At 69.7% G+C, this 22,986-nt stretch carries 20 protein-coding genes, 2 tRNA genes and 1 pseudogene; 12 read left to right on the forward strand and 11 right to left on the reverse strand.

Going from position 1 to position 22,986, the window contains the following annotated elements; genetic code table 11:
• Positions 1 to 192 precede the first annotated feature (192 nt).
• Together OG870_RS17615 and OG870_RS17620 are read left to right on the forward strand one after the other, a co-directional pair.
• A complete protein-coding gene (locus OG870_RS17615) occupies positions 193 to 1,146 on the forward strand; it encodes a D-2-hydroxyacid dehydrogenase (protein ID WP_266515015.1) in 954 nt (317 codons plus the stop codon).
• A 23-nt stretch (positions 1,147 to 1,169) separates the two neighbouring features.
• Positions 1,170 to 2,579, forward strand: coding sequence for an amidase (locus tag OG870_RS17620; RefSeq protein WP_266584300.1), 1,410 nt, complete (start codon positions 1,170 to 1,172; stop codon positions 2,577 to 2,579).
• Here OG870_RS17620 and OG870_RS17625 read toward each other — a convergent pair.
• Positions 2,560 to 3,054 carry a DUF3830 family protein gene (locus tag OG870_RS17625; protein ID WP_266584298.1) on the reverse strand — a complete coding sequence of 165 codons (495 nt, stop codon included), beginning with the start codon at positions 3,052 to 3,054 and terminating at the stop codon, positions 2,560 to 2,562. The two genes, OG870_RS17620 and OG870_RS17625, sit on opposite strands and share 20 nt — an antisense overlap.
• A 47-nt stretch (positions 3,055 to 3,101) precedes the next feature.
• On the opposite strand from OG870_RS17625, the gene ehuB reads away from it, so the two are divergent.
• The 6 genes from ehuB to OG870_RS17655 all read left to right on the forward strand — a co-directional run bounded on the left by ehuB (position 3,102) and on the right by OG870_RS17655 (position 7,361).
• Positions 3,102 to 4,016 carry an ectoine/hydroxyectoine ABC transporter substrate-binding protein EhuB gene (gene ehuB, locus OG870_RS17630; protein WP_266515021.1) on the forward strand — a complete coding sequence of 305 codons (915 nt, stop codon included), beginning with the start codon at positions 3,102 to 3,104 and terminating at the stop codon, positions 4,014 to 4,016.
• A complete protein-coding gene (gene ehuC, locus OG870_RS17635) occupies positions 4,013 to 4,735 on the forward strand; it encodes an ectoine/hydroxyectoine ABC transporter permease subunit EhuC (protein ID WP_266515023.1) in 723 nt (240 codons plus the stop codon). The genes ehuB and ehuC overlap by 4 nt, the downstream gene beginning before the upstream one ends.
• Positions 4,732 to 5,382, forward strand: coding sequence for an ectoine/hydroxyectoine ABC transporter permease subunit EhuD (ehuD, locus tag OG870_RS17640; protein WP_266515026.1), 651 nt, complete (start codon positions 4,732 to 4,734; stop codon positions 5,380 to 5,382). Before ehuC ends, ehuD begins: the two co-directional genes overlap by 4 nt.
• A gap of 7 nt (positions 5,383 to 5,389) precedes the next feature.
• Positions 5,390 to 6,169, forward strand: coding sequence for an ectoine/hydroxyectoine ABC transporter ATP-binding protein EhuA (ehuA, locus tag OG870_RS17645; protein ID WP_266588406.1), 780 nt, complete (start codon positions 5,390 to 5,392; stop codon positions 6,167 to 6,169).
• A 232-nt stretch (positions 6,170 to 6,401) separates the two neighbouring features.
• A complete protein-coding gene (locus OG870_RS17650) occupies positions 6,402 to 7,160 on the forward strand; it encodes an IclR family transcriptional regulator (RefSeq protein ID WP_266584296.1) in 759 nt (252 codons plus the stop codon).
• Between the two features lie 127 nt (positions 7,161 to 7,287).
• Positions 7,288 to 7,361 (forward strand) — tRNA-Lys (locus OG870_RS17655).
• 107 nt (positions 7,362 to 7,468) lie between these two features.
• On the opposite strand, the gene OG870_RS17660 is transcribed toward OG870_RS17655, so the two are convergent.
• The 5 genes from OG870_RS17660 to OG870_RS17680 form a co-directional block, all read right to left on the reverse strand.
• A complete protein-coding gene (locus OG870_RS17660) occupies positions 7,469 to 9,094 on the reverse strand; it encodes an AMP-binding protein (protein ID WP_266584294.1) in 1,626 nt (541 codons plus the stop codon).
• A gap of 40 nt (positions 9,095 to 9,134) precedes the next feature.
• Positions 9,135 to 9,650: a hypothetical protein gene (locus OG870_RS17665; RefSeq protein ID WP_266515035.1), complete on the reverse strand. Its 516-nt coding sequence runs from the start codon at positions 9,648 to 9,650 to the stop codon at positions 9,135 to 9,137.
• Positions 9,651 to 9,807: 157 nt separating this feature from the next.
• Positions 9,808 to 10,413: a lytic polysaccharide monooxygenase auxiliary activity family 9 protein gene (locus tag OG870_RS17670; RefSeq protein WP_266515038.1), complete on the reverse strand. Its 606-nt coding sequence runs from the start codon at positions 10,411 to 10,413 to the stop codon at positions 9,808 to 9,810.
• A 143-nt stretch (positions 10,414 to 10,556) separates the two neighbouring features.
• The gene (locus OG870_RS17675) at positions 10,557 to 11,678 is read right to left on the reverse strand and encodes an SPFH domain-containing protein (protein ID WP_266515040.1); all 1,122 of its coding nucleotides are present in this window, start codon (positions 11,676 to 11,678) and stop codon (positions 10,557 to 10,559) included.
• A 76-nt stretch (positions 11,679 to 11,754) separates the two neighbouring features.
• Positions 11,755 to 13,101, reverse strand: coding sequence for a peptidoglycan-binding protein (locus OG870_RS17680; RefSeq protein WP_266515043.1), 1,347 nt, complete (start codon positions 13,099 to 13,101; stop codon positions 11,755 to 11,757).
• A gap of 190 nt (positions 13,102 to 13,291) precedes the next feature.
• On the opposite strand from OG870_RS17680, the gene OG870_RS17685 reads away from it, so the two are divergent.
• The 4 genes from OG870_RS17685 to OG870_RS17700 all read left to right on the forward strand — a co-directional run bounded on the left by OG870_RS17685 (position 13,292) and on the right by OG870_RS17700 (position 18,503).
• Positions 13,292 to 13,365 (forward strand) — tRNA-Lys (locus tag OG870_RS17685).
• A 144-nt stretch (positions 13,366 to 13,509) separates the two neighbouring features.
• Positions 13,510 to 14,226, forward strand: coding sequence for a FadR/GntR family transcriptional regulator (locus OG870_RS17690; RefSeq protein ID WP_266584292.1), 717 nt, complete (start codon positions 13,510 to 13,512; stop codon positions 14,224 to 14,226).
• 318 nt (positions 14,227 to 14,544) lie between these two features.
• Positions 14,545 to 16,569: a glycosyltransferase family 2 protein gene (locus OG870_RS17695; RefSeq protein ID WP_266584290.1), complete on the forward strand. Its 2,025-nt coding sequence runs from the start codon at positions 14,545 to 14,547 to the stop codon at positions 16,567 to 16,569.
• Positions 16,566 to 18,503: a kelch motif-containing protein gene (locus OG870_RS17700; RefSeq protein ID WP_266515052.1), complete on the forward strand. Its 1,938-nt coding sequence runs from the start codon at positions 16,566 to 16,568 to the stop codon at positions 18,501 to 18,503. The genes OG870_RS17695 and OG870_RS17700 overlap by 4 nt, the downstream gene beginning before the upstream one ends.
• Before the next feature lie 246 nt (positions 18,504 to 18,749).
• Here OG870_RS17700 and OG870_RS17705 read toward each other — a convergent pair whose 3' ends face one another.
• The 5 genes and pseudogenes from OG870_RS17705 to OG870_RS17725 all read right to left on the reverse strand — a co-directional run.
• Positions 18,750 to 19,769 (reverse strand): glycoside hydrolase family 6 protein, encoded by a 1,020-nt coding sequence (locus OG870_RS17705; protein WP_266584288.1) that lies wholly within the window; start codon positions 19,767 to 19,769, stop codon positions 18,750 to 18,752.
• Between the two features lie 473 nt (positions 19,770 to 20,242).
• Positions 20,243 to 20,920 (reverse strand): class F sortase, encoded by a 678-nt coding sequence (locus tag OG870_RS17710; RefSeq protein WP_266584286.1) that lies wholly within the window; start codon positions 20,918 to 20,920, stop codon positions 20,243 to 20,245.
• 4 nt (positions 20,921 to 20,924) lie between these two features.
• Positions 20,925 to 21,572 (reverse strand): hypothetical protein, encoded by a 648-nt coding sequence (locus OG870_RS17715; RefSeq protein ID WP_266584284.1) that lies wholly within the window; start codon positions 21,570 to 21,572, stop codon positions 20,925 to 20,927.
• Positions 21,573 to 21,684: 112 nt separating this feature from the next.
• Positions 21,685 to 22,464: an HAD-IIA family hydrolase gene (locus OG870_RS17720; protein WP_266515062.1), complete on the reverse strand. Its 780-nt coding sequence runs from the start codon at positions 22,462 to 22,464 to the stop codon at positions 21,685 to 21,687.
• Positions 22,465 to 22,617: 153 nt separating this feature from the next.
• Positions 22,618 to 22,986: pseudogene (locus tag OG870_RS17725) on the reverse strand (HAD hydrolase-like protein); the annotation flags it as partial.

Consider the following 22,986-nt stretch of genomic DNA (forward strand, 5'->3'; position numbering starts at 1 on the left):
GAAAGGGGTGGGCAACGGACTGTCAGCACGCCCGTGTTGACGAAGGTAGGTTCTGGTGCGAGCGTGGTCAATCCGCGCATGTCGACGCTTGTGTCACGTCCGTGTTCCGCCCGTGTCAACGCCCGTGTCCGCCCATGTCACGGGCGGTGCGGTGCCCTCCCAGGACAGCCGGCCCCCGGAGAAAATATCCGTATGAGCGACCCCGCCCCCACCCTTCTCGTCCTGGATGCCGACCCCCCGCCCCGTCTCGGCCGGCTCACCGGCCGCGCCCTGATCGAGCACGCCGACGAGGCGAGCCTCGCCGAGCGTCTGCCGCACGCGGACGTGCTCCTGGTCTGGGACTTCACCTCCCGGGCCGTGCGTTCCGCCTGGCCGGGCGAGGGTCCGCGGCCGCGCTGGGTGCATACGGCGAGCGCGGGCGTGGACCACCTGATGTGCCCCGAACTCGCCGCGTCCGACACGGTGGTGACCAACGCGCGCGGTGTCTTCGACCAGCCCATCGCCGAGTACGTCGCCGCCCTCGTCCTGACCATGGCCAAGGACCTGCCGGGCACCTGGGAGCTGCAGCGGGAGCGGACCTGGCGGCACCGCGAGACACAGCGGGTCGCGGGCACCCGCGCGTGTGTCGTCGGATCCGGGCCCATCGGCCGGACGATCGCCCGCACGCTCAAGGCGCTCGACGTGACGACGGCACTCGTCGGACGCACTCCGCACACCGGCATCCACGGCCCCGACGACCTCGACCGTCTGATCGCCCGCGCCGACTGGGTGATCGCCGCGGCCCCGCTGACGGAGCAGACGTACGGCATGTTCGACGCGCGGCGTTTCGGCGTCATGCAGCCGTCGGCCCGCTTCATCAACATCGGGCGCGGCGGGCTGGTCGTCGAGGACGCGCTCGCCCAGGCGCTGGCCAAGCGGTGGATCGCGGGTGCCGCCCTGGACGTCTTCGAGCACGAACCCCTCACCCCGGACAGCCCGTTGTGGGAGGTGCCGGGCCTGATCGTGTCCCCGCACATGAGCGGCGACACGATCGGCTGGCGCGATCAGCTCGGCAGCCAGTTCGTGGAGTTGTACGAGCGCTGGGCAGCGGGCAGACCGCTCCTGAACGTGGTCGACAAGAAGCGTGGGTACGTACCAGGACGCTGAACCGCTCAAGCGATGGAGGGCAGATGACGGACCCCGGCCTGACCGAGCTGACCGCCGCACGACTCGTCGAGGGCTATCGCAAGGGCGAGTTCAGTCCGGAGGAGGTCACGCGGGCCGCGCTGGAGAGGTCCGAACGGATCCAGCCGAAGGTGAACGCGTTCGTGCGCCTGCCGGCCGACGAGGCCCTCGCGCAGGCCCGGGAGTCGACGGAGCGCTGGCGGCGCGGCGAGCCGAAGGGGCTCGTGGACGGGGTCCCGACGACGGTCAAGGACATCCTGCTGCTGCGCGGCGCACCCACACTCAAGGGCTCCAGGACGATCCCGGAGAGCGGTCGCTGGGACGAGGACGCCCCCTCGGTCGCCCGGCTGCGTGAGCACGGCGCCGTGTTCCTCGGCAAGACCACGACACCGGAGTTCGGCTGGAAGGGCGTGACGGACTCACCGCAGTCCGGTGTGACCCGCAACCCGCACGACCTCACCCGCACTTCGGGCGGCTCCAGCGGCGGGGCGGCGGCGGCCGTGGCGCTCGGCGCGGGCCCGCTCGCCCTGGGCACGGACGGCGGCGGCAGCGTCCGCATCCCGGCGGCCTTCTGCGGGATCTTCGCGCTGAAGCCGACGTACGGGCGCGTGCCGCTCTATCCGGCGAGCGCGTTCGGCACGCTGGCGCATGTGGGCCCGATGACCCGGGACGCGGCGGACGCGGCGCTGCTCCTCGATGTGATCGGGGCGCCGGACGAGCGCGACTGGTCGGCGCTGCCGGCCGCGCCCGGGTCGTTCGTCGCCGGGCTGACGGGCGGGGTGCGGGGCCTGCGGGTCGCCTACTCGCCGTCCCTCGGCGGACAGGTGGCGGTGCAGCCCGCGGTCGCCGCCGCGGTGCGCCAGGCGGTGGAGCGGCTTGCCGAACTCGGCGCGTACGTCAGCGAGACCGACCCCGACTTCACCGACCCGGTGGACGCCTTCCACGCCCTGTGGTTCTCCGGGGCGGCCCGGGTGACCCAGCAACTCGGGCCGGAACAGCGGAAGTTGCTCGATCCCGGGCTGCGGGAGATCTGCGCGGCCGGCGCGCGCCTGAGCGCCCTCGACTACCTCGCCGCGGTCGACGTCCGTATGGAACTCGGCCGCCGCATGGGCCGCTTCCACGAGTCCTACGACCTCCTCGTCACGCCGACGCTGCCGATCACGGCGTTCGAGGCGGGCGCGGAGGTGCCGAAGGGCTCCGGGCACCGGCGCTGGACGGGGTGGACCCCGTTCACGTACCCGTTCAACATGACCCAGCAGCCGGCGGCGACCGTCCCGGTCGGACGCGACGGGGACGGTCTGCCCATCGGCCTGCAGCTCGTGGCCGCCCGGCACCGGGACGACCTGGTGCTGCGGGCGGCGCACGCGCTCTACGAGGCGGGGATCGCCTCCCCCGTCACTTCCGGCGGAAGCTGAGCGTCTCCCCTGCCGCCCCCGACCGCCACAGGTCGTTGCATCCCTCGGCCATCTCCTCCAGTCCTTCGACGATCTGGCCCCAGACGATGCCGGGTACCCAGCCCACGTCGGCGTTCAGAAGGAGGTTGTTGCGCTCGTAGAAGAGGGCGAGGTCGACGAGCGTCGTGCCGGCGCGGACCTCGCGGTCGTAGCCGTACGCCTTGGTGCCGAGTTCCGATCCCGCGAAGGAGAAATAGCAGAGATCTCCGGGAATCGGGGTGACTGTCGGATTTTCCAGGGGTGGCTCTGATGTCGCGAAAGGAGAGAAGAGGGCATAGATCTCGTTTCGGGCGTATTTCGCGTGATAGACGTCGCTGCCCAGTGGAAGAGCGTCCCACACGGCCGCGCAGGTGAGCGGAGCGCGGTCGTCCAGCAGTTTTGCCGTGCAGGTGATTCCACGCTTGACCAGCGAGACTTCGATGTAGCGGTCAGCCATGCATCCCATGGTGCATACATCGCATGCTCTCGGGTAGCCGCGCCGCCATGGCTCCACCTTTTGGGAACGACAGACACACACCCGGGTCACCCGGACCCAGCCGCCGATCGCTGCTCGCGGGGGTGGCGGCGCTCGGTGCGCTGGGCGCCGCGGGATGCAGTCGGGTGGCCACCGCGTCGACGACGAAAGGCGGTGATCTCCTCGACCGGCTCAGGGCGTCAGGCGTCGTACGGCTGGGCATCGCGGGTGAGATCCCGTTCGGCTACATCGACAAGAACGGCGATCTGACCGGCGAGGCACCGGAATTGGCCAAGGTCGTCTTCAAACGGCTCGGCGTGGACCGGGTGCAGCCCGTGCCCACGGAGTTCGGCTCGCTGATACCGGGCCTGAACTCGCAGCAGTTCGACGTCGTGGCGGCCGGGATGTACGTCAATCCCGAGCGGTGCGCGCAGGTCATCTTCGCCGACCCGGACTACCAGATGCTCGATTCCTTCATCGTGCGCAAGGGCAATCCGAAGGGTCTGCACAACTACAAGGACATCGTCGCGAAGAAGGCCAAGTTCGCGACGGGGACCGGCTATGCGGAGCTCCAGTACGCCGTCGAGGCGGGGTACAAGGAGAGCGACATCCTGGTCGTGCCGGACCAGGTCGCCGGACTGAACGCCGTCGAGGCCGGACGCGTCGACGTCTTCGCCGGTACGGCGCTCACCACCCGGGAAGTCGTCAAGAAGTCCTCCAAGGCCGAGGCGACCGCGGCGTTCGCGCCGCTCGTCAAGGGCAAGCCCCATGTCGACGGGGGCGCCTTCGCCTTCCGGCCGACCGAGACGAAGCTGCGCGACGCCTTCAACGTCGAGCTGCGCAAGCTCAAGAAGAGCGGCGAACTGTTCCGCGTCCTGCGGCCGTTCGGCTTCACCAAGGCCGAGATGACCGATCTGACCGCGAAGGAGCTCTGCGGCGGATGACCTCAGGACTCTGGGAACTCGTACTCAAAGGGATCTGGATCACCATCCAACTCCTGGTCCTCAGCGGACTGGTGGCCGCGGCGGTCGCCTTCGGAGTCGGCATGGCCCGCACCCACCGGTTGTGGATCGTCCGCTTCCTCGCGGGCTTCTACACCGAGGTCTTCCGCGGGACCTCCGCCCTGATCATGATCTTCTGGGTGTTCTTCGTGCTGCCGATCGCGTTCGGCTGGCAGCTGGTGCCCTTGTGGGCGGGCACGCTCGCGCTCGGACTGACCTACGGTGCGTACGGCGCCGAGATCGTGCGCGGCGCGCTGAACTCGGTCGACCCGGCGCAGCGCGAGGGCGGCGTCGCCCTCAGCTTCACACCCTGGCAGCGGATGCGGCTGATCCTGCTGCCGCAGGCGGTGCCGGAGATGATCCCGCCGTTCTCCAACCTGCTGATCGAGCTGCTCAAGGGCACCGCGCTGGTGTCCGTGATGGGCATGGGCGACCTGGCCTTCAGCGCCAACCTGGTGCGCCTCGCGCTGCAGCAGAGCGCGGAGATCTACACGTACGTCCTGCTGATCTACTTCGTCATCGCCTTCCTGCTCACGCGGGGAATGCGCGGACTGGAGCGCAAGCTCAAGGCGGGCCTGGGCAAGTCGGTCGGGCGCACGCCCGAGCAGGAGCTGCGTCGTCCTGAGACGACCGGCGTGGGCGCGGGAGGTGCTCTCGGATGAAATGGGACTGGAGCGCTGTCGCCGACTTCATGCCGAAGTTCTGGGACGGTCTGCTGGTCACCCTGCAGATCCTCGCCATCGGCTCGCTGATCTCGTTCGTGCTCGGGCTGGTGTGGGCGCTGCTGATGCGCACGCCGTCGCGCTGGGTACGCTGGCCGGTCGGTGTGGTCACGGAGTTCATCCGCGACACCCCGCTGCTGGTGCAGCTTTTCTTCTTCTTCTACGTGCTGCCCGAGTGGGGCCTGACCTGGTCGGCACTGACCACGGGCATCTGTGCGATCGGACTGCACTATTCGACGTACACGATGCAGGTCTACCGCGCCGGCATCGAGGCGGTCCCCGCCGGCCAGTGGGAGGCGGCGACCGCGCTGAACCTGCCGGTGCGGCACACCTGGACCGCGGTGATCCTGCCGCAGGCGATCCGCCGGGTCGTCCCGGCCCTCGGCAACTACGTCATCGCGATGCTCAAGGACACCCCGATCCTGATGACGATCACCGTCATGGAGATGCTCGGCGAGGCGCGGCTGTTCTCCCAGGAGCACTTCCAGTTCACCGAGCCCCTGACGGTGATCGGTGTGGCCTTCATCGTCATCGCCTATCCGGCCTCCCTTCTCGTACGAGCCCTGGAGCGACGCCTTGTCCGCTGACACCCCATTGACGAAAGAACCCGACGCGAGCACCAACCGGCCGGTGGACGGCAGCGAGCTGATCCGGTTCGAGCAGGTCACCAAGCGGTTCGGGTCGAACACGGTCCTCGACCACCTCGACTTCTCCGTGAACTCCGGCAAGCACGTCACCCTGATCGGCCCGTCCGGCTCCGGCAAGACGACGATCCTGCGGCTGCTGATGACTCTGGCCAAGCCCGAGGAGGGCACGATCACCGTCGGCGGGCTGCAGCTCTTCCCGGCCCCCGAGAAGCAGATCCGCGAGGTCCGCAAGAACATCGGGATGGTGTTCCAGCAGTTCAACCTGTTCCCGAACATGACCGTCCTGCGGAACATCACTGAGGCCCCGGTCACCGTCCTCGGCCTGTCCAAGGACGAGGCGGAGGAGCGGGCGCGCGGGCTGCTGGACCTGGTAGGGCTCGCCGACAAGTGCGACGCCCGCCCGACCCAGCTCTCCGGCGGCCAGCAGCAGCGGGTGGCGATCGCCAGGGCGCTGGCGATGCGGCCGCAGGTGCTGCTCCTGGACGAGGTGACCTCCGCTCTCGACCCGGAGCTGGTCGCGGGCGTCCTCGACGTGCTGCGCGACATCGCCCGCACCACCGACATCACGATGCTCTGCGTGACCCACGAGATGAACTTCGCCCGGGACATCTCGGACCAGGTGCTGATGTTCGACTCCGGCCGGGTCATCGAGTCGGGACCGCCGGAGAAGATCTTCAGCGAGCCGGAGAAGGACCGGACGCGAGAATTTCTCAGCGCGGTGCTCTGACGTCAGGAGTTGAACGCGGTTCAACCTTCGAGGTCCGGGCGCCGGGTCAGTCCGCTGGCATATGCCAGCGTGCCTGCGCTCCTGTTGAGAGCGGTGGGCGGGGGTCGGAATCTCGTCAACAGCCGCTCACAACAAGCCTCTTGACCGCTATCGTGGAAGGGATTCGCTGTCCGGATTACGGCCCAGTAGTAGTGCCAGCAGCAGTGCGACCGAGCGAGCGCAGGGGGACACCGTGGCGCTGAAGCACGAGCCGACCGCGCCGTACCACTCGGCCCAGGACGCCCTGCGCGTCCTGGAGACCGTGGCGCGGCACACCACCGGAGTCACCGACACCGAGCTCGCCCGGCTCACCGGCCTCACCCCGGAGCGGCTGACCACCCTCCTGAGGATGCTGCGCCGCGAGGGCTACGTCGAGCAGATCACCGACGGGGCGTACATCACGGGCGACGCCCTCACCCGACTCGGCTCCGCCGAGGGCCGTGAGCAGGCCCTGCGCGAGAAGCTCCAGCGCACCCTCGACCGGCTGCGCGACTCGGTGGGCGCCGCCGTGTACCTCAGCCGGTACGTCGACGGCGAGGTCAGGATCTCCCAGTACGCCGACGGGCCCACCACCCCGGTCGTCAACGAGTGGGTCGACTTCCGCTTCTCGGCGCACGCGACCGCGATCGGCAAGAGCCTGCTTGGCCAGCTCGACCACAACAGCAGGCGCGACCACCTCTCCCGCCACAAGCTGGCCCGCCTCACCTCGCGCACCATCACCAGCGACAAGCTTCTGCTGTCCCGTCTGGAGACCCAGCCGCCCACCGTGCCCCATCTCGACCTCCAGGAGTACGCGGTCGGCACGGTCTGCGCGGCCGTCCCGATCAGCGCCGGCTCCGCGGTCGGCTGCCTCGCCCTCTCCCTCCCGGTCGAGCACGCCCACCGTCTCCGCCAGGCCGCGGACACACTGAACCGGAGCGCGGCGCCGGTACTGCTGTCCATGGCGATCTAGCAGATCCAGTCGATCCAGGGGCGCTCCGGACGGCACCGGCCGTTGGTCCGGAGCACCCCTGGAGACCGGGTAGTATTTTCTTCGTCGCCGCCCGCGAGACACAGATCACGCGGTCGGCGAGAGTCATGCGCCGCTAGCTCAGTTGGTTAGAGCAGCTGACTCTTAATCAGCGGGTCCGGGGTTCGAGTCCCTGGCGGCGCACGATGTCGATGGCGAGGCGTGTTCGCGGACAGCGCGAACCGGCCTCGCCATCGCTGTTTTTGCGCGGCTTCGCCGTCGTTGTGGGGACTTCCGCCACCCACACCCCCTCAGGACGAGCCTCGCGTGGGAGCCGGCGCCCCCTCGACGTCCTCCCGGGTCAGCCTCCGGTACGCGTACCCCTGCTCGCCGGGCGGGCGCCACCACACCGGATCCGCGCACCGGACCCCCTCCCGTCTGAGCAGCGCCCGGTGGATCTTGTTCGTCGCGGTCACCGGCATCCGCCGCACCACCCGCACGAACCGCGGCGCCATCTTGGTGCCCAGGTCCGGCTGGGCGGCCAGGAACGTGCCGAAGTCCTCCGGGTCGAACCTCCCCGCGACCGTCGCCATCACCTGGTCCCCGGTCACCGGATCCGGCACCGCGTACACGGCGACCGCGTCGGCACCCTCGTACCGGGCGAGGATGTTCTCGATCATCGCGGCGGCCAGGTTCTCGCTGTCGACGCGGATACGGTCGTCGGTGCGGCCGGCGAAGTAGAGATAGCCGTCGGCGTCCCGGTAGAAGAGGTCGCCGGTCCAGTAGGCGCCGTCCCTTCGCCGCTCGGCCTCCGCCTCGGGGTTGCGCCAGTACCCCTCGAAGGGGTTCGGGCCCCGGTTGACCAGCTCGCCTATCGCCTCGTCCCCGTTCAGCAGCCGCCCCGCCGCGTCGAAGCGGGCCGGCCGGCGGTCCTGACCCGTGTCCGGATCGAGTACGACGAGACCGGGCGCCGCCTTTCCCACCGCACCGCGCGGCGTCCCCGGCGACCACTGCACGGCGGCCCCGCCCTCCGAGGACCCGTACCCCTCCACCAGCCGAACCCCGAACCGCCGCTCAAAGGCCGCCGCGTCCACCACTCCCGCCTCCGTGCCGAAACCGAGCCGCAGCGGGTTGTCCCGGTCGTCGTCGCGCGCCTCGGTGGCCAGGATGTACTGCACGGCCCGCCCCACGTACGTGAAGTAGGTCGCCCCGTGTTTCCGTACGTCCGCCAGGAACCCCGACGCCGAGAAGCGCCGACGCAGCGCCACGCCCGCCCCGGCCGCCAGCGCGGGTGCCCAGTCGGCGATCACCGCGTTGCCGTGGAACATCGGCATGCAGATGTAGTGCACGTCGTCGCGGCGCACCCCGAACTGGCCGACCAGGGACGCCCCGGCGGCCGCCAGCCGGCCCTGGGTGCAGATCGCGGCCTTCGGGGCGCCGGTCGAACCGGAGGTGAAGTACAGCAGCAGACGGTCGTCGGGGGTGGCGCGGGAGGCGTCCGGCTCGGCCGTCGTATACGGCGCCAGCAGCGCGGCGTACTCCTCGGTGTCGGTGACCAGGAGGCGTACGCCGGGGAGTTCGAGGCCGGCGAGGAGGGGGAGGTGGGTGCGCTCGGTGACGACGGTCCGGCACCCGGTGTGCAGGATGTCGCGGGCCAGCTCCGCGCCCCGGCGGGTGGGGTTGATGCCGGCGACCGCCGCTCCCGCCAGCGCCGCGGCTCCCAACCACAGGGGGTATTCAGGGGTGTTGTCGAGCAGGACGCCCACATGCGGCTCGGCGCCGGGCGGCAGCAGGTCGGTCAACAGGGCCGCCCTGGCAGCGGCGCCGGCGGCCACCTCGTGATGGGTGAGGACCAGGTCCTCGCACCACAGGGCCGGACGGTGGTCGCCCCACCGCCGGGCCACGAGTTCAGCGACCGTACTCCTGTCGGACTCCATGGCGGGGCACGGTAGTTGATGGACCGTCAGATGTGGAGGGTCAGGGGGTGATCGTGACGCCGTCGACGACGACGGTGTTGGTGGTGTCGTCGGTGCCCTCGCCGAAGCCGAACTCGTCGGACATCTGGCTGAACGTGACCATGAAAGCGACGCAGAACACGACGATCACCCCGAGGAACGTCAGGATGGCGATGGTGGACGCCGCCAGCCCGGCGCGGCGCGGCGCCTTGGCCGTGGCGATCACTTCGCGGCCCTCGGCGTAGTAGACGGTGACGAAGTCCCCCTCCAGGATCGTCGCCGGGCCGTTCTCCTCCTCGAAGCGGACGAGGCGGCCGTCGCGCGCGGTGAACTCGAAGACGTGGTGCAGCGTGGTGCTCACCGACGTGTCATGGCCGCCGCCGTGCGTCGTCGTGAACATCCGCAGACAGCGCGCCTCGGCCGTCAGCCCGCTGTTCCAGGCGCTGCGGATCTGCAGCGAACGGCGCAGCACGCGGTACGCGCCGAAGAGGACCAAGGCCATGATCAAGCAGGGCACGAGGTAGAACAGCACGTCCATGGGGTCCCCCGGATCTCAGGTCACCGCCCTACCCATCGGTAGGGCGGTGACAGGAAGGTACCCGCAGGCGGCGCCCGGTTCGCTCAAGTAAGGCTCAGAGTTCGGGCGCGTGCGCCGGGACCGAGCCTCCCGGCGCACGCACCCTGTCCGGCGGGGGTCAGAACGTGACGTCCGAGCAGGCGTAGAACGCGTTGCCCGTGTCGGCGATCGTCCATACCGCGAGGATGACGTGGTGGCCGCTCAGCCCGGACGGCAGTGTGCCGCTGTGGGAGAGGGTGGCCGGGGGGCGCTGTCCGTTGTACGGCACCGTCAGGAACGGTGTCGTGTTGAGGTCGGAGCGGGCCAGGTTGTGGTTCTGGTTCCAGCCCTGCCGGGTGACGTAGTACTTGAAGTCGGTGGTGGCGTGCATGGCGGTGAACTGCCAGCGGAACGTGTAGCTCTGACCACCCGTCACCTTCGTGGTGGGCCAGGCGCCACCGGACGGCGTCCTCGCGCTGTCGAGCTGGGAGAAGCGGGAGTTGCCGCCCGAGCACAACGAGCCGTCGGCCGGTCCGGCCGCGGGGAAGCCCTTGGGGCCCTCGACGCTCTGCGGCTCCCACTGGATGTCGCCGCAGTTGGTCACGGTGCCGTTCTGGCAGAGCTTCTGCCGGCTGATGGGGAGGTCGGTGTAGCCGTGGCCGCTCGCACCGCCGGCGGAGAGCACGAAGGCTCCCGCCGTGGTGAGTCCGAGCACGGCGGCGTACCACTTGGTCTTTTTGCGCATGCTGCCGCTCCTGAAGAACGTGGGGGAAGTTCCATGAGGCGTGCAGGTCTAGACCAAGTGTCAGAATATTGCCGTTACTTGGCTGTGTCCATATCAAAAGCTGGGTCCTTAACCGGTCCATGGCCATCGGAGAGCGACAGCGATTACGGCCCCTGGTCTCCCCGCCCCGCGCAGAACGCCACCGTCAAGTCCTTCACCAGCGCATTGCGTTCGTAGTCGTCCAGCTCCACAAGCCCGCGCACGGTCAGCCGCGTCACCGTGTCCTCCACCGAGTCCACGACCGACGTGAGCACACTCGCCCGGTGCTGGGCGTCCAGCGCGGCGATCCGACGGCGGTGCATCGCGGCGGCGACCTCGGGGGCGTACTCCACCCGGACCGGCTGCACCGAGAACACCTCGATCCCGACCGGCGCCACGTCCGCCGCCGTCAACCGGGTCAGCGCCGCGGCCGTGGAATCGGCTGCCTCCACCGGTCCCCGTCCCCCGCCGGGCGTCTCCACCGCGACCCGCGCCAGGGCCGCCTCCACGCACTCACGCAGATAGGTCTCGTGGTCCTCGATGCCCAGCAGCGCCCGCGCGGTGTCCCGCACCCGCCACACCACCAGCACCACCACGCGCAGCGCGACGCCGTTGCCGTCGGCCGCGGGCATCGGCTCGCTGCGCCAGTGCCGCAGCCGTACATCGACCCGGCGGCGCAGCAGCAGGGGGTTGACCCACATCAGACCGGTGCGCCGGACGGTCCCCCGGTAGCGGCCGAACAGTCCGAGCACCCAGGCCCGTCCGGTCCGACCCCGGGCGAGCCCGCCGAACCCGAACATCCCGAGCGTGCCGGCGCCCGCGTAGGCCGCCCACTGCGCGGGACCGAGCCCGGCCCCCGCGTACGCCGGCAGCCGCAGCGCCGCCGCCGCGAGCGGGGGCAGGACTCCCGCCCACCACGAGGTGGCCACGCACCCGGCCGCCCCGCAGGCACCGGCGAGCACGCCCGCCGCCCCGGGCAGCACCCGGGCGGGCCGCTCGGCCAGGTCGGGGTCGGCCTGCGGTGCGGACCTCGGCTTCGCCGGGGTCGGCCGCCGGAAGCGCGGCTGTTCACCCGTCCCCTGCCGGCGGCCGACGACGGTGGGTCGCAGCGGCACGGACACCGGGTCCGGGTCGTCGCGGAACAGCAGATGGACGGGGATCTCGGTGGTCGCCTCGTTCTGGATGAGGCGAGCCGGTCTGCCCGGTCCCTCGGACTCGGGCGTCTGTGAAGTGGTCGTCGTACTCATGCGTGCCTCCAGCCTCCGCGCCAGATGCGTCACAACAGGTGGGTCGAGTCACAACAGATGGGTCGGGCAGACCCGCTCAGGAGAAGAGGCGCCTCCAGGTCTCCGGCCCCGGATAGCCGTCCGCCGCGCCACCGCGCCACCCCTGGGAGCGCTGGAAGGCCTCGACGCTGCGCCGGTCCGCCTCGCCCCAGTGCGGCCCCGGCCCGGTCGTGTAGTGCTTGCCGAACCCCTTCTTCACCAGCTGCCTGCCCAGCCGGGTGACGTACTCGTTGTTCGCACCGGGCCTGAACAGCGCCCGGCCCGGATAGCCCCGCACCCCGTGGGACGCGGGCGCGGGCGGACCGGCCGCCCCGTCCGCCGGGACCGACTTGCCCTTGCCGGAGACCAGCAGTTCCCAGGTCCGCGGCCCCGGCAGCCCGTCCGCGTCCTGGCCCTGCCAGCCCTGGGCCTGCTGGAAGGCCTGGGTGGCCAGCCGGTCCGCGTCCGACCACCGCGGCGCGGGGCCCGACGGGTAGAAGCGCCGGGCACCCCGCTCGATGAGCAGCTGCCCGAGCTGGGTGACGTACTTGTTGTTCGCACCGGGGCCGAAGTACGCCGCTCCCGGGTAGGGCGTCGCGGGTTTCGGATCGGCGGGCGTGCTCGGCTGGGCCGCCCCCGGCGGGTCCGCCGCGAGCCCCTTGTACCGGTAGGGGATATAGCGGTCCGAGTAGCTCCAGTAGGCGTACGGGGTGGCCTGCCGGCGGGTGTGCGGGGGCGTCTGCTCATAGGCGATGTACGAGGCGTGCGTGTAGTCCGTCCAGCCGCCGAAAATGACGACGTGCGAGCCTTTCTCCGGGTTCTCGGGATTGTGGAACAGCAGAATGTCGCCGGGCTGCAGTTCCTCCTTGGTGATCTGCTGCGCGTACTGGCCGAGGCTGCCCGTCCATTCGTTCCCGGGCAGGCCCCAGGCCATCGAGACATAGCCCGAGCAGTCCTGCCGGTAACCATCGGACCAGTACAGGCTCATGCTGTACGGCACCTCCGCGTCGACCCATTTCCTGGCCCGGTTGATGATCTCCGCGCGGGTGGTCGCGGGCGCCCTGAGCGCACCCGCGAACTTGGTCGGCCCACCCCTCCCGCCGTGCAGCGGGGCCTTGTGGCCCTGCGGGGTACCAGGCCCCTCACCTGCGGGAACACCTGGGCTGGGCGGAGCGTGCGGGGCCGCGAACGCCGGCGCCGCACAGGCCGCGCCAAGAGCCGCGGAGGTGGCCGCCGCCACGATCACGGCCATCGGGGTGCCCCCGCCCGGCCGAAGCCGGGAGTGGGTGTGGGCGGCCGGATGGCGGCCGGTGCCCGAATACGGCAGGACGCGGCGCCAGTGCGCGCACCCGGGGCAGTCGCAGTCGCCCGCCGGATCGAATTCCTCGAATACCGGAGTCGCCATGCGATTCCCCTCACACTCCAGATGAAAAAGACCGCGCCTGTCCACGTTGATCAGTTTCCCAACCGTCTTCCCGACGCGCATGTTGACGGTCCGAATGATGTACAAGGACCGCCCGGGACCGGTGCCTGGCACCGGGCACCGTGTGGTCGAAGGCACCCCTGGGCGTCCGGTAGAGTTACGACGTCAGCGCGCGCCGCTAGCTCAGTTGGTTAGAGCAGCTGACTCTTAATCAGCGGGTCCGGGGTTCGAGTCCCTGGCGGCGCACGATGGTGATGGCGAGGCGGTTCGCAGAGAGTGCGGACCACCTCGCCATCGTCGTTTCCGAAGGCGCAGCGCGACGGCGTCGGCGGGCGAGGCCTCTCGTGCAAGCGAGGCCCTTACCCCTGTTTGGCCGGATACTCTCTGGCCATGGCAGCGCGTGACCTCCAGGAGCGGATCAAGAAGCTCATCATCGACCGCAGACTGCCCTCCGGGGCCCCGCTGCCGACCGAGCCCGAGCTGATGGAGTTCCTGGGCGCGAGCCGGAACTCGGTGCGCGAGGCGCTGAAGGCGCTGCAGGCGATGGGCATCGTGGAGATCCGGCACGGCTTCGGGACGTACGTCGGCCCGATGTCGCTGGCCCCGATGATCGAGGGCCTCGCCTTCCGCACGGTCGCCGGGCACTACCGGGGAGAGGACTCCCTCCTGCAGCTGCTGGAGCTGCGCGAGGCGGTGGAGACGGGGCTCGTCTCCCGGCTCGCGGGGCGGATCCCGGATGCGGACCTCGTTGAACTCGACACGCTCGTGACCCGTATGGAACAGCAGGCCGCGCAAGGAGGCGCCGGTCTCGCGGACACCGACCGCGCCTTTCACGCCACCCTGTACCGGGGGCTGGACAACGTGCTGCTAGGCGAGGTCCTGGAGGCGTTCTGGGACGCGTTCCACCGTGTACAGACGGACCTGGGAGGCGCATCGCCGGACCACCAGGTCACCTGCCGGCAGCACCGGGACATCCTCGACGCGGTGCGGTCGGGCGACTCGGCCAGGGCGGAGGTGGCCATAAGGGAGCACTTCGACAACCTTCGCGTACGGCTGTCCACAACGCATCCACAGGACCCCCACACGCGCCACAATGAACGCGTATGACCGGTAAACACCGCGTTTCGCATCTTGCGATCATGATGAACGCCGTAGAACCCTGTTTTCCAAGATGCTGCGGATACGCGGCAGTTGGGGGTCAAGTAAGCGGTTGCCGGTTCTGTGGGGATAGGGGGCCCCGTTCACGGGACGATGCCGAGGGGGGCATCATGCAACCGGAAGGTCGCGGTTCCATGTCTATGCGTGTGCGAGCTGTGGTGACTGCGGCCCACCAGTGATACGTCTGTGAAGAGTCGAGGGGGCTCGACACGGGCGGAAGGAACCGACACAACACGCGGGTGGCCTCGCGTGTGGGGGGAATGACTCATGACGTCGACGCCGACGGGCGCCCGGCACAACTTCGACTCGTCAGAAACGACCCAACTCAGAGTGCCGTCCCACCGGAACAGCCAGACGGGCCAGTTCCGCCGGATCAAGAAGAACCTGCCGAGATACGACTACGAGCACTACAGCCGGCTGGCCGGTCCCCTCACCCAGCCCGACCCGAACAAGCCGTACAAGGTGCAGTACCGCTCGCTGCTCTCGCAGGAGCCGCACCGCCTGCGCGCCGCCCTGATGCTGGGCGCCGCTCCGCTGCTGTCGCTGGTCCTGCTCGGCTGGCTGCTGCAGCCCGAGCACTGGACCGAACGCGAGTACCCCGCCTTCGACTTCCTGCCGGCGCTGGACGTCGTGATGCTCGTCTCGATCGGTCTGATCGAGTTCTTCCGCTGCATGAACGTGCTGTCCAACGCGCACGCCACGCTGGTCGCCCGCGACCCGATCCCGGTGGTGCCCGAGACCGGCACGAGAGTCGCGTTCATCACGACGTACGTGCCCGGCAAGGAACCCCTGGAGATGGTGACGAAGACCCTGGAGGCGGCCATACGGCTGCGCCACCGGGGGCTGCTGCACATCTGGCTCCTTGACGAGGGCGACGACGCGGAGGTGAAGGCGGTCTGCGCGCGCCTGGGCGTGCACCACTTCTCCCGCAAGGGCGTCGAGAAGTGGAACCGGCCCAAGGGCCCGCACCGCGCCAAGACCAAGCACGGCAACTACAACGCCTGGCTGGACGCCCACGGCGACGACTACGACTTCTTCGCCTCCGTCGACACCGACCACGTGCCGCTGCCCAACTACCTGGAGCGGATGCTCGGCTTCTTCCGCGACCCGGACGTCGGCTTCGTCATCGGCCCGCAGGTCTACGGCAACTACGACAACCCGATCACCAAGGCCGCCGAGTCCCAGCAGTTCCTCTTCCACGCGCTCATCCAGCGTGCGGGCAACCGCTACGGCTCCCCGATGTTCGTCGGTACGTCGAACGCCGTACGGATCAGTGCGCTGAAACAGATCGGCGGCCTGTACGACTCGATCACCGAGGACATGGCCACCGGTTTCGAGATCCACCGGCACCGGAACCCGGCGACGGGGAAGAAGTGGCGCTCGGTGTACACACCGGACGTACTGGCCGTGGGTGAGGGCCCGGGCGCCTGGACGGACTTCTTCACCCAGCAGCTGCGATGGTCGCGGGGGACGTACGAGACGATCCTGAAGCAGTACTGGAAGGGCTGGTTCTCGCTGCCTCCGGGCAAGCTCTTCAACTACACGATGATGATCATCTTCTACCCGATGTCGGCCCTCAACTGGATCCTGGCGGCGCTGAGTTGTGCGCTGTTCCTGGGCCTGGGCGCCTCGGGTGTGAACATCGACCCGACGGTCTGGCTGATGCTGTACGGCAACGCCTCCGCGCTGCAGATCGGCCTGTACATCTGGAACCGCCGGCACAACGTCTCGCCGCACGAGCCGGAGGGTTCGGGCGGTGTGGCGGGCATGGTGATGTCCGCCCTGTCGGCGCCGATCTACGCGCGCTCGCTGATGGACACCGTGCTGCGCCGCAAGAGCAAGTTCGTGGTCACGCCCAAGGGCGACTCGGCCAGCCCGGACACACTGTTCGGAACCTTCCGCATCCACCTGTTCTTCATCCTGGTCTTCGCCGGCTCGATCGCCGCCGGCATCACACTCGGGCACTCGCACCCGGCGATGCTCATCTGGGCCACGTTCGCCCTGCTGATCACCGCGTCGCCGATCTTCGCCTGGCGGTACTCGCTGCGGCAGGCGAAGAAGAGGCCACCCGCGCCGGCCGCATCGGAGCCGCAGAACCCGGCGGCGCCCGGGACGGCGTACCAGCCGCAGCCGCTGCCGGCACAGGCCGCGCCGCACTCGCCGCACGGCTCGGGGCACAAGCCCAGCTGGGCCGCGGCGAGCGGGGGCACAGCCCAGAGCGGGGACCCGAGCGCAGGTAACGACCAGACGATGCAGATCGCCCTGGGTGGATTTGGGGGACGTAAGGAATGAACGACCGTGCAGGCCACCGCCGCGCCCGTCGACTCGCGATCGGTACGGCGGTGGTACTCGCGCTGGCCGGGATGAACGGGCCTTGGCTCTACCGGGTCGGGACAGAGAAATACCACGAGTACCAGATCAACAGACCCGAGTACAAAGCGGACAACGGGCACTGGGACATCGTCGAGTTCCCGAAGGAATACCGCCAGGACACCATTCACGCGGCGCTTCTGCGCACCGGCAAGGTGCTGCTGATCGCCGGTTCGGGCAACAACCAGGACAACTTCGACGCGAAGAGGTTCGACACCCGGATCTGGGACCCGGTGAAGGGCACGATCAAGAAGGTGCCGACCCCGAAGGACCTGTTCTGCACCGGCCACACGCAGCTCGCCAACGGCAATCTGCTGATCGCGGGCGGCACCAAGCGGTACGAGAAGCTGAAGGGCGACGTCACCAAGGCCGGCGGCCTGATGGTGGTCCACAACGAGAACCCGGACAAGCCGATCACTCTGCCCGCGGGGACGAAGTTCACGGGCAAGGAGAACGGCAAGACGTTCGTGTCGAAGGACCCGGTTCTCGTCCCGCGCGCGAAGAAGGTCTTCGACAAGACGACGGGGAAGTTCCTGCGCAACGACCCGGGGCTCGGCCGCATTTACGTCGAGGCGAAGAAGAGCGGCACCAAGTACGAGACGGGGACCCAGGACAACTACCGCATCCAGGGCCTGACCGGCACCGACGCGCGCAACACGTACGGCATCGCGCAGAAGCTCGCCCTCGACAAGAAGGACTTCCAGGGAATCCGGGACGCCTTCGAGTTCGACCCGGTCGCCGAGAGGTACATCAAGGTCGACCCGATGAACGAGGCCCGCTGGTATCCGACGCTCACCACCCTGAGCGACGGCAAGATCCTCAGCGTCTCCGGCCTCGACGACATCGGGCAGCTGGTGCCGGGCAAGAACGAGGTCTTCGACCCGAAGACCAAGAAGTGGACGTACACGTCGACGATCCGCCAGTTCCCGACGTACCCGGCGCTGTTCCTGATGCAGAACGGGAAGATCTTCTACTCGGGTTCGAACGCGGGTTACGGGCCGGACAACGTCGGCCGTATTCCGGGTATTTGGGACGTCGACACCAACAAGTTCAGCAAGCTGCCCGGGCTCAGCGACGCCAATGAGATGGAGACGTCGGGGACGGTGCTGCTGCCGCCCGCGCAGAACGAGAAGTTCATGGTGATCGGCGGTGGCGGGGTCGGTGAATCCGCGGCGACCAGCAACAAGACGCGGCTGATCGACCTCAAGGACAAGAACCCGAAGTTCACGGACGGGCCGACGCTGGAGAAGGGGACGCGTTATCCGCAGTCGTCGATCCTGCCGGACGACTCGGTGCTGGTGTCGGGCGGCTCCGAGGACTATCGCGGGCGCGGTGACTCCAACATCCTGCAGGCGCGGCTGTACAACCCGGACACCAACTCGTTCGAGAAGGTCGCCGATCCCGAAGTGGGGCGCAACTACCACTCGGGGTCGATCCTGCTGCCGGACGGCCGGGTGATGTTCTTCGGATCCGACTCGCTGTACGGCGACAAGGCGAACACCGAGCCGGGGAAGTTCGAGCAGCGGATCGAGATCTACACGCCGCCCTATCTGTACCGGGATTCGCGGCCGTCGCTGTCGGGCGGGCCGCAGACGATCGCGCGGGGCGGGTCGGGGACGTTCACGTCACCGCAGGCCTCCGCCATCAAGAAGATGCGGCTGATCCGGCCCAGTGCGTCGACCCACGTCACGGATGTGGATCAGCGGTCGATCGCACTGGACTTCACGACGTCCGGGAGCAAGATCACTGTGACGGTGCCGAAGAACAAGAACCTGGTGCAGTCGGGGTGGTACATGCTGTTCGCGGATGACGATCAGGGGACGCCGAGCAAGGCACAGTGGGTGAAGGTGCCTTAGCGCTGCCGCTGGGTGCGTGGTGGGGTGCGGGTGCGGGGATGTGGGCGCGGTCGGGTGCGGGTGCGGGTGCGGGTAAGTGGGCGCGGTCGGGTGCGGGTGCGTTGGGGCTGGTCGCGCCCACGCGGCGGAGCCGCATATTGACACAGTCCCGCGCCCCTCAGGATGTCGAGTGCGGGTGCGTTGGGGCTGGTCGCGCCCGGGCGGCGGAGCCGCGTGTTGACGCAGCTCCGCCGCCCCGCGCCCCTCTCAGGGCGTTGACGCCTTGGCTAGTTTCAGTGCGTAGGCCGGCCACCAGTCGCCCGCCTTGGGGCCGCCCTTGCAGGTGCCGTCCGACTCTCCCGGGCGCTTGACCCAGAGGTACGCGTCCACCAAGGGGTCGGCCGTCTTTGTCGTCGGGCTCTCCCCCAGGGCCCGGCCGGGCGGGTTGCACCAGCGTTCGCCCTCGTCGCCGCCCGTGTAGGGGCCGTTGCCGTTGCGGCTGGTGTCGATGACGAAGTGCTTGTTGCCGACCTTCGCGGACAGCTGCTTGCCGTACGCGATGGAGTCCTTGGTCGAGTAGAAGTTGGAGACGTTGACCGCGAAGCCGTCCGCCCGGTCGATGCCCGCCAGTTGGAGGGGCTGGAAGATCTGGTCGGGGTGGCCCCAGCCGGCGTTGCCCGCGTCCAGGTAGACCTTGGTGTTCTTCAGGGACTTGAGCTTGGTGACGGCGCCCTTGAGGAGGTCGTAGCGCTCCTCGTGGAACTCGTCCTGGGTGCAGCCGTCCACCAGGTGCAGGATGGCGTCCGGTTCGAGGATCACCGTGGCCGCGCGGTCCCCGATGCCCGCAGCGACGCCGTCGATCCAGGTGCGGTACGCGTCGCCGTCGGCCGCGCCACCCTGCGAGTACTGGCCGCAGTCGCGGTGCGGGATGTTGTAGAGGACGAGCAGGGCGGTGCGGCCCGCCTTGTCGGCGGCCTCGGTGAAGCCCTGCGCCTCCTGCTCGGGGTTCTCCGGGCCGATCCACTCACCGGTCGGCTGCTCGGCGATCTTGCGGATCTGCTCGGCGTCGTCGCCCTTGCCGGACTTGTCGTATCCGGCGACCTGGTGTGCCGCGTTGCCGTCCGGGTTGACCCAGAACGGGTCGCTCTCCTTGGGCTGCTGGGTGATCTTCGCGCCGGCGTCGTCGTTCTTGTCGCCGTCGCCCCCGGAGGAACATCCCGCGACGAGAAGTGCCGCCCCCAGCACCGCCGCGGAAGCCCTCATCCCGGCCCCCCTCATGCCGTACATCCAACTCCCCCTTGGGTGCACTGGTCCGAGGCTCAATCCTGACATACGCCTCGTGGCGCCCACGAGATCGCCCGAACCTTGTCGGCGAGCTGTTACAGCCCTTGGTGATCGAGCGGGGGCGGGCGGCACCGAGCTGCGCCGTCAAGCACCGGGAGGCCGGCCCCGGGAGCACCATGGCCGTCCGGAGGGCGTCGTACAGCCCTGAATCACCAGTGGGTATGACGGAGAGCCACCGGAGCGGAACCTGGCGTCATTCAGCCCCTAGGCTCTGGCGCTCATCCGTTCTAGAGTCGTCCCAGACGGCCCGAGTCCCCGGCCGCTTCTTGTCTCTGTGGCCCCCTGAACCTCCCGCGCCGGTCGCCGGGTTACTCCCGCAGCCCGTGCGCCCGCGGTTGAGGACCAGCCCGGTCGGCGGCTTCGGGGGGAGCAGGCCGCCGACCGGGCCCGGTACGGGCGGCCCGGTGGTGACGGGTTCACAGGCCGGTACCGGTGAGGTAGGCCGAGACGATCACGTTCGCCGTGTAGCTGCGGCTGACCCGGTCGAAGGTGCCGCCGCAGGTAATCAGCCGCAGTTCGGCGCGCCCCGACCGGCGTTGCCCGTAGGCCTGTCGGGCGTCGAAGCGGTCGCGGTCCTGCACCTGTACGTCGTCGACGGTGAACTCGGCGACCTTGCCGTCGTCGCGGACGACGCGGACGCTCTCGCCGGGCCGTATGGTGCTCAGTTTGTAGAAGACGGCGGGCCGGGTCTCGGTGTCGACGTGCCCCACCATCAGCGCGGCCCCGGCGGCCCCCGGTCTGGCCCCGGCCGCGTACCAGCCGACGACGCCCGCCTGGTCGTAGGGCGGCGGGTCGATCGCGCCCTGCCGGTCCAGGCCACGGGCCACCACGGGCGCCTGGACGCCCAGGTCGGGAATGTCGATGCGCTGCGGCAGCGCGTCGCCCAACGGGCGGGCCGCGGGCGGAAGTTCCGCATCCGGCGGCCGTCCGACCGAGGCCAGGTCGCCGGCGCCGGGCGCGGTGGCGGCGCCCTGCCGTATGTCGGTCACCTGCCGCCCCCACAGCCACAGCCCGAGCAGCAGCACCGCCCAGGCCGTACCCATCAGCACGCGGGCAGAGCCGGAGGAACGCTCGTGGTCGGCGTGCTCGGACATCGGCTCAATCCGTCCCGCGGCTCCGGCGCGCGCTCAGAAGCGCCACGGCGGCCGCGGCGACGCCCGCGAGGACGAGTCCGGTGACGGCCTGCCCGGTGCCGGGTCCGGCCGCACTCACGTCCACGGTGGCGAAGTGCGCGGTGCCGCCACCGCCCGCGTGAACGGGGGCGACGGGGGATGCCGGGGCGGCGGGCGAAACCGGGGCGAGGGGCGCTGCCGGGACGGCGGAAGAGTCGTCGGACAGCGACTCGGCCTCCGGCTGCGACTGCGCCTGCCCCTGGGACTCGGGCTCCGACTGCGACTGCGACTGCGATACGACGGTGATCCTGCTCTTGACCAGGAAGCTGCCGCACGTGATGTTCACGTCGTACGGGCCGGGCTCGGCCGAGGCACGGACCCGGGTGTCCCCGGCGAGGGTGCCCTCGGTGCCCGCGAGCCGGGCGTCCGCGACGAACGCCGTGGAGTGGGCGGTGGCCGTCCTTTCGGCGCAGCCGGTCACCCGGAGCGCGAGGTCGGCGCCGGGAGCGGGGGCCGACGGGGTCACCGAGAGGCCCGCTCCGCCCCCGTCCGCTCCGTCCGCCGCGTGCGCCGTCGGCGTGAGGGCGCAGGCGGCCAGGAGCCCTGTGCAGAGAGTGAGACGTAGTGAGCCCATCGTGAACCTCCAGATACCTGGAGGCTCCCCCTCGGGCCCGGGCCCCGCATCCTCAGCGGCGCCGCACTGCTCCAAACGGGTTACGAAGGGTTTCGGAACCGCCCTGACCAGGTCAGATCCGGTCGACCAGATCCGCGATCGAGTCGACGACCTGGGACGGCCGGTACGGGAAGTCCTCGACCTGCTCGGGCCGGGTCAGCCCGGTGAGCACCAGGAACGTCTGCATCCCGGCCTCCATGCCGGCCAGCACGTCGGTGTCCATGCGGTCGCCGATCATCGCGCTGGTCTCGGAGTGGGCGCCGATCGCGTTGAGCCCGGTGCGCATCATCAGCGGGTTGGGCTTGCCGGCGAAGTACGGCTGCTTGCCGGTCGCCTTGGTGATCAGCGCGGCCACCGCGCCGGTCGCGGGCAGCGCGCCCTCGGCGGAGGGGCCGGTCTCGTCCGGGTTGGTGCAGATGAAGCGGGCGCCGGCGTTGATCAGCCGTACCGCCTTGGTCATGGCCTCGAAGGAATACGTCCGCGTCTCGCCGAGGACGACGTAGTCGGGCTCCTGGTCGGTGAGGATGTACCCGATGTCGTGCAGTGCGGTGGTGAGCCCCGCCTCACCGATGACGTACGCCGACCCGCACGGCCGCTGGTCGTCCAGGAACTGGGCGGTGGCGAGCGCCGAGGTCCAGATGGACTCGACCGGCACGTCCAGGCCCATGCGCCGCAGCCGGGCGTGCAGGTCGCGCGGGGTGTAGATCGAGTTGTTGGTGAGGACCAGGAAGGGCTTGCCGGACTCGCGGAGCTTCTTCAGGAAGGCGTCGGCGCCGGGGATCGGAACGCCCTCGTGGATGAGCACACCGTCCATGTCGGTGAGCCACGACTCGATGGGCCTGCGGTCTGCCATGTGCGGGATCTCCTGCCGTACGCGGTACTGCGTGGCCCCAGCCTAACGATCAGCTGTCGGTCGCAGACTTCCATTCCTCAACGTAACTCTGACTGTTTCAGGCGATCTCGGTCCAGTGCGGTTCGAAGAGTGACACGCCGTCCATCAGCCTGGTCAGGGCGCGAGCAGTCCCGGCAACCGGCCGACGGAGTCGAGCACATGGGTCGCCCCGGCCACCCGCAGCGTGTCGGCGTCGTGCGCCCCGGTGCGGACCCCGGCGACCACACCGGCGCCCGCGCGGACACCGCTGAGCATGTCGTACGAGGTGTCGCCCACGACGGCGATCTGCCGTACGCCGTCCGCGGCCGCCGTACGCAGGAACGCGGTCAGCACCATGTCGGGGTACGGGCGTCCGCGACCCCCGGCGTCGGCGGGGCACAGCGTCAGGGGCACCAGGTCCTGCCAGCCGAGCGCGGCCAGGATCGCGTCCTGTGTGGTGCGCGCGAAGCCGGTGGTCAGCACGACCGTACGGCCCTGGGCTAG

The organism is Streptomyces sp. NBC_00461 (assembly GCF_036013935.1).
Classification (GTDB): Bacteria; Actinomycetota; Actinomycetes; order Streptomycetales; family Streptomycetaceae; genus Streptomyces.